Origin of the sequence: Mycobacterium sp. 1245852.3 (genome assembly GCF_001669335.1) — a bacterium.
Classification (GTDB): Bacteria; Actinomycetota; Actinomycetes; order Mycobacteriales; family Mycobacteriaceae; genus Mycobacterium; species Mycobacterium europaeum_A.
On the sequence record NZ_LZLL01000456.1, the window covers coordinates 1 to 4,597 of the forward strand.

At 62.8% G+C, this 4,597-nt stretch carries 3 protein-coding genes; 1 reads left to right on the forward strand and 2 read right to left on the reverse strand.

Features of this window, described 5'->3' with window-relative positions:
- Both A9W96_RS20235 and A9W96_RS20240 read right to left on the reverse strand, forming a co-directional pair.
- Positions 1-2,457: AMP-binding protein (locus tag A9W96_RS20235; RefSeq protein ID WP_156765337.1), on the reverse strand; the 2,457-nt coding region annotated here is incomplete at its 3' end.
- A gap of 409 nt (positions 2,458-2,866) precedes the next feature.
- Positions 2,867-4,135 (reverse strand): glycosyltransferase, encoded by a 1,269-nt coding sequence (locus tag A9W96_RS20240; protein WP_067142486.1) that lies wholly within the window; start codon positions 4,133-4,135, stop codon positions 2,867-2,869.
- Positions 4,136-4,462: 327 nt separating this feature from the next.
- On the opposite strand from A9W96_RS20240, the gene A9W96_RS31615 reads away from it, so the two are divergent.
- Positions 4,463-4,597, forward strand: a 135-nt coding sequence (locus A9W96_RS31615) for a glycosyltransferase (protein WP_197499385.1), incomplete at its 3' end; no start/stop codon positions are given.

Genomic DNA, 4,597 nt, shown 5'->3' on the forward strand with positions numbered 1-4,597 from the left:
CGACGCACGCCGCCAATACCCCACCCCCACACCAGCACCGGCCACATACAACTCACCAACCACCCCCACCGGCACCGGACGCAACCACTGGTCCAACACAAAGAACGCCAGGTGATCCAACGGCACCCCGATGGGACTGACAATGCCCTCGACATCGCCGGCCACAATCTCCCGAACCGACGCGTGCACCGTGGTTTCGGTGATGCCGTACATGTTGATCAAGCGGGGCGACCTCGGGTACCGGTCCAGCCACGGCCGAAGACGTTGCGGTTCAAGCGCTTCCCCACCGAACACCACGGCCTGCAGCTCCAGCTGGCTCGGCGCCGGCCGCAACGCGTCAGCAGACTGCAACGCATAAAACGCCGCCGGGGTTTGGCTGAGCACGGTCACCCGCTGCGCAATCAACAGCGCAAGCAAGTCCTGCGGGGAACGCGCCACCGCGTCAGGCACGATTACCAGCCGACCGCCACGCAGTAAGGCGCCCCAGATCTCCCACACCGAGTAGTCGAACGCCAAAGAGTGGCAGTGTGACCACACTTGGGCCGGGCCGCCAGGCACTGTGTCGTCCAGCGCTGCCAGCAGGCGAGTGACGTTGCGATGGGTGACTGCAACGCCTTTGGGGACACCAGTGGTGCCCGAGGTGTAAATCAGATACGCGACGTCGTCAGGCCTGGGCGCCGGCAACGCGGCAGCGCGCTCAAAACCAACGGCCACGTCGTCGAGGATGATGGAAGCGACGTCATGTCCGTCGAGACGTTCGGCCAAGCCTGCCGTGGTCAGCACCAAGATGGGCGCGGCATCGGCGAGCACGAAACCGCTCCTCGCGTCGGGATGTGCGGGATCGATCGGGAGGTAGGCCGCCCCGGTTTTGAGTACCGCCAACATCGCGGTGATCGCCTCGATAGAACGCGGACACAGCAGCCCCACAACGGATCCCGTGCCGACACCGCGCTCCAGCATCAATTGCGCTAACCCGGTCGAAGCGTCATCGAGTCCTCGATACGTGAGCTCGCGGCCGGCATGGGTGATCGCGATCGCCTCCGGTGTCCGGGCCACCTGACGCGCGAACAGCGCTGGGATCGACAACGGCCTAGACGACGCGGTCAACGCCGCCCGATTACCCTGCCGGTAAAGCACTTCGCGTTCACTGTCATCGACCACATCAATCGACGACAACCGCCGCCCCGGCTCGTCCGCCATGGCCGCCAACACCCGACACAGCCGCCGCGCGAGGTCGGGCACCTCAAAATTTGAGAACGGCAGCCCGGCACCCGCCGTGCTGAGGTAGAGCTGGTCCCCGAAGCCCTGGAAGAACAACCCGAAATGCTCCACCGGACCGTGGCTGGTATACGTCGCTGTCGCTTGGGCTCCAGCGAAATCCAGAAGCAGCCGTGAAGGAATGAAATTGACGGCTAGCCGTCTGGATTCACGCTTCCTGCCAGCAAGCCGATTCTCACCCTCGAGGGCACTTATGGGAAAACGCTGGTGCTGCAACAGCTCCCTGATGCGGGCGTCAACATCCTGGCAAAAATCGGCCAGCGTAACGTCGGGTGGCACTTTCAAAATCAGCGGCAACACCCCCGTGAGCATTGCGGGGAGCGTTTTGGATTCGGGACTCACTCGCCTGCTGACCGGGAAATCGAGGACCACATCCGAGCCGTCAGCGCTCCACCCGCGCGCTAACAGTGCACAGGCGGCGGTGATCAATGAATACCGGCGGACGCGCAGCGACTTGGATAAATCTTTTAGCCGGCCGACGACCGACGAGTCCAGCCGGACCCGCGCAGAGGGTCGAAAAGCGTCATGCTCGTCGGTGGATCCGAGCGACCAACTATGCGAGCCGCGTTCGAGTGGGAGCTTGCCGGCCCAATACGCCTTATCGGCAAGGTAGTCGGCGGAAGCTTCGTAGTCTGTTTCGCAATCAATCAAGTCCTGTATCGACCCGAAGGAAGCAGCCGGGATCGCTTCACCCAAAACGATCGCGGAGTAGATAGCGGCGACCCGACGGCTGACCAACGCCATACCTAGGCCGTCCACCGCTATGTGGTGACAGCATGCGAACAGATAGAACTCATCAGACGAAGTTTGAAATAAAACGAACTTGAATAGCGGGCCGCTTAGCGGCATCGGCGTCCGTTGAATCGTCCCGGTTATTTCCTGAACTTTCTGCGCCGGATCATCCGCCTGGATCAGATCGTAGAAATCCAATGCCACATCTGGATAATCGACCGCGTATTGCAGGACCTGGCCGTCGACCTCAACAAATGCGGCCCTGCCTGGTTCGGCCTCTTGCACCGCTTGCCGAATCGCCTGTTCGAGATGACCGCGGTCTACCGGACCGGCGATTCGCCCCAGCAGACCGAGCTGCCATTCCGCGCCCCCCCGGCCCATTTCATGCGCAAGCCATATGTCCAACTGACCACGCGTCAGCGGGAGTGCCTTGCCATCAAATTGCATGCAACGCCTCACCCCAGGAAGCGTTTTGCCCATCAAAAGCCTGATCCCTGCCAGGCTCTCGCGCTCGCATGCGCTCTACACCGATCAAGTTCTGTTCGACGCCGTCCGAGCACGCAGTGCGATCAGCTATCCCCAAATCAACCGCCTAGCCGGTTACGGCGCAGGAGGCTCTCGGCCGCACGTTGTGCTTCGCCGTTGAAAACAACCAACCGGATCACCGATGCTTGGCGAACGAATCGATGAGCACCGACTCCCTAGAGCCTCTGATCCAACCTCTTTATGCCCGTCCAAACCATACTCAAAGCCAGCGCCGCCCGTCCCGGCTTTCGGCAGTTCCAAAGCGCTAAATCCCACCTGTCGGACGCAACTTTGGGAGAAACGTGCTAGCTCCGGCGCGTCTTCAACCCGATCAGCCAACTCGCCCCGAGCGGGCGAAGGCTTCCACAAGATCGGCAGCGGCCGAAGCGCTTTCGGCAGGCTTGGTCATCTGTGTCGCGATCTCGCGGGCTCGGGTGATGCACTCTGGCGTCAGGACTCGGCGCAGGTCCGCGGCAAGTGTTTGCCCGGTGGTGGTTGACAGGCGCCGGGCGGTGCCTACCCCCAGTCGTTTCACCTGTGCTCCCCAAAACGGCTGATCGTGTTCCGTCCAAAGGACCAGCTCGGGAATTCCGGCGCGCAGCCCCGCAGCCGTGGTGCCCGCGCCGCCGTGGTGGACCACCGCGCGGCAAATTGGAAAGGTCTCCGCGTAATTGATCGCCCCCACCACCTTCACGTGGTCGGAACACCGCACCCCGCTATAGTCGGTGACGCCGGCGCAAATCAGTGCCCGCTCACCCAACTGGGCGCATGCGCCGCTGATCATCTCGACCGTGTCGGACGGAGATTGCACCGGCATGCTGCCGAAGCCGAAGAAAATCGGCGGTGTGCCGGCAGAAGCCCACGATGCGACCTCGTCGTCGGCGCTCGTCGGCAACTCCATCGTCAGTGCGCCCACGAAGGGCCGTTGATGCTTCCATCGCGCCCATTCGGCCGCCAGGCCCGGGAAAATCACGTCGTCGTATGCCTGGATTTCCAACGATCCCCGTTCGGCAATTCGCCGCGGTGAACCATATGTTGCCTTCGGTAGGCCGAGCCGGCTGCGCTGCGCATTCTCGACCTTCTTGATCGCGCGCCACCACAGCCAGTCATGCAGCGTCAGCACCAAGCGAGAGGCCGACGCGGGCAAGATCGGCAACGATTGGCCGTTGGGGCGCACCGGGGCATGGTGCAGCGTGGCCAACGGAAGCCCGTGGTGTTCAGCGACATTGGCCGCGATCTCCTGGTAAGTCTGACCGGCGAGCACCAGGTCGGCTCCGTCCGCCAGTGACGTCAGTGTCTCGTTCATCTGCACCCAGGCCCCAGTGCTGACTTTCCACAGCTCGCGTCCCCACTCCGATAGGTCACGCATTCTCCAGAACGTGCTGAACACGGAGGTAAAAAAGTTGCGGAACACGTCCAGCCATACCCGTGTCTCCGCTCCGTAGGGCACCGCGGTAAGCCCGGCCGATTCCGCGAAGTCAACCAGGTCGGGCGGGACCGCGATGCACACGTCGTGCCCTCGGCGCTGCAGCTCACGGCCGACTACAACCGACGGCTCGATATCGCCTCGAGTCCCGTAGCTCGCCAACACAAATCTCATTGCGGATCTCAAACTTTCGGTTGTCGCGCCGCCCGGCGACGTATCGTTCCCGAACCGAGCCAAATGCCGACGACGCGGGTCGACGTACCCACGGCCGGCCACAGCCCCGGTGCCCACATCTCCGGTAGAGCCAGAGCCTAGACATGGCTCCGCGGCGACGGCAGGTTTCGGCGTCCGCCGCCCACATTGCCAACGGGTTCCGTGAGTCAGCGCAACTCGCTGAACTAGCACTGGGTGTCCGGTTATGCTGCGGTCGTCTGGGCCGAGGGCGTGGGCCGCCGCTTGCAATCCGACGATGCGCCAGGGAATCGAACAGTCATGACCGCGATGAAGTTTGTGCTGGCAAATTGGGGAACGCGTGGCGAGGTCGAGCCGTACCTAACGATCGGCCGTGAATTGGTTCGCCGCGGGCATGACGTGAGTATGGCCGTCGCTCCCGAAATGGTCGATTTCGTCGAGTCA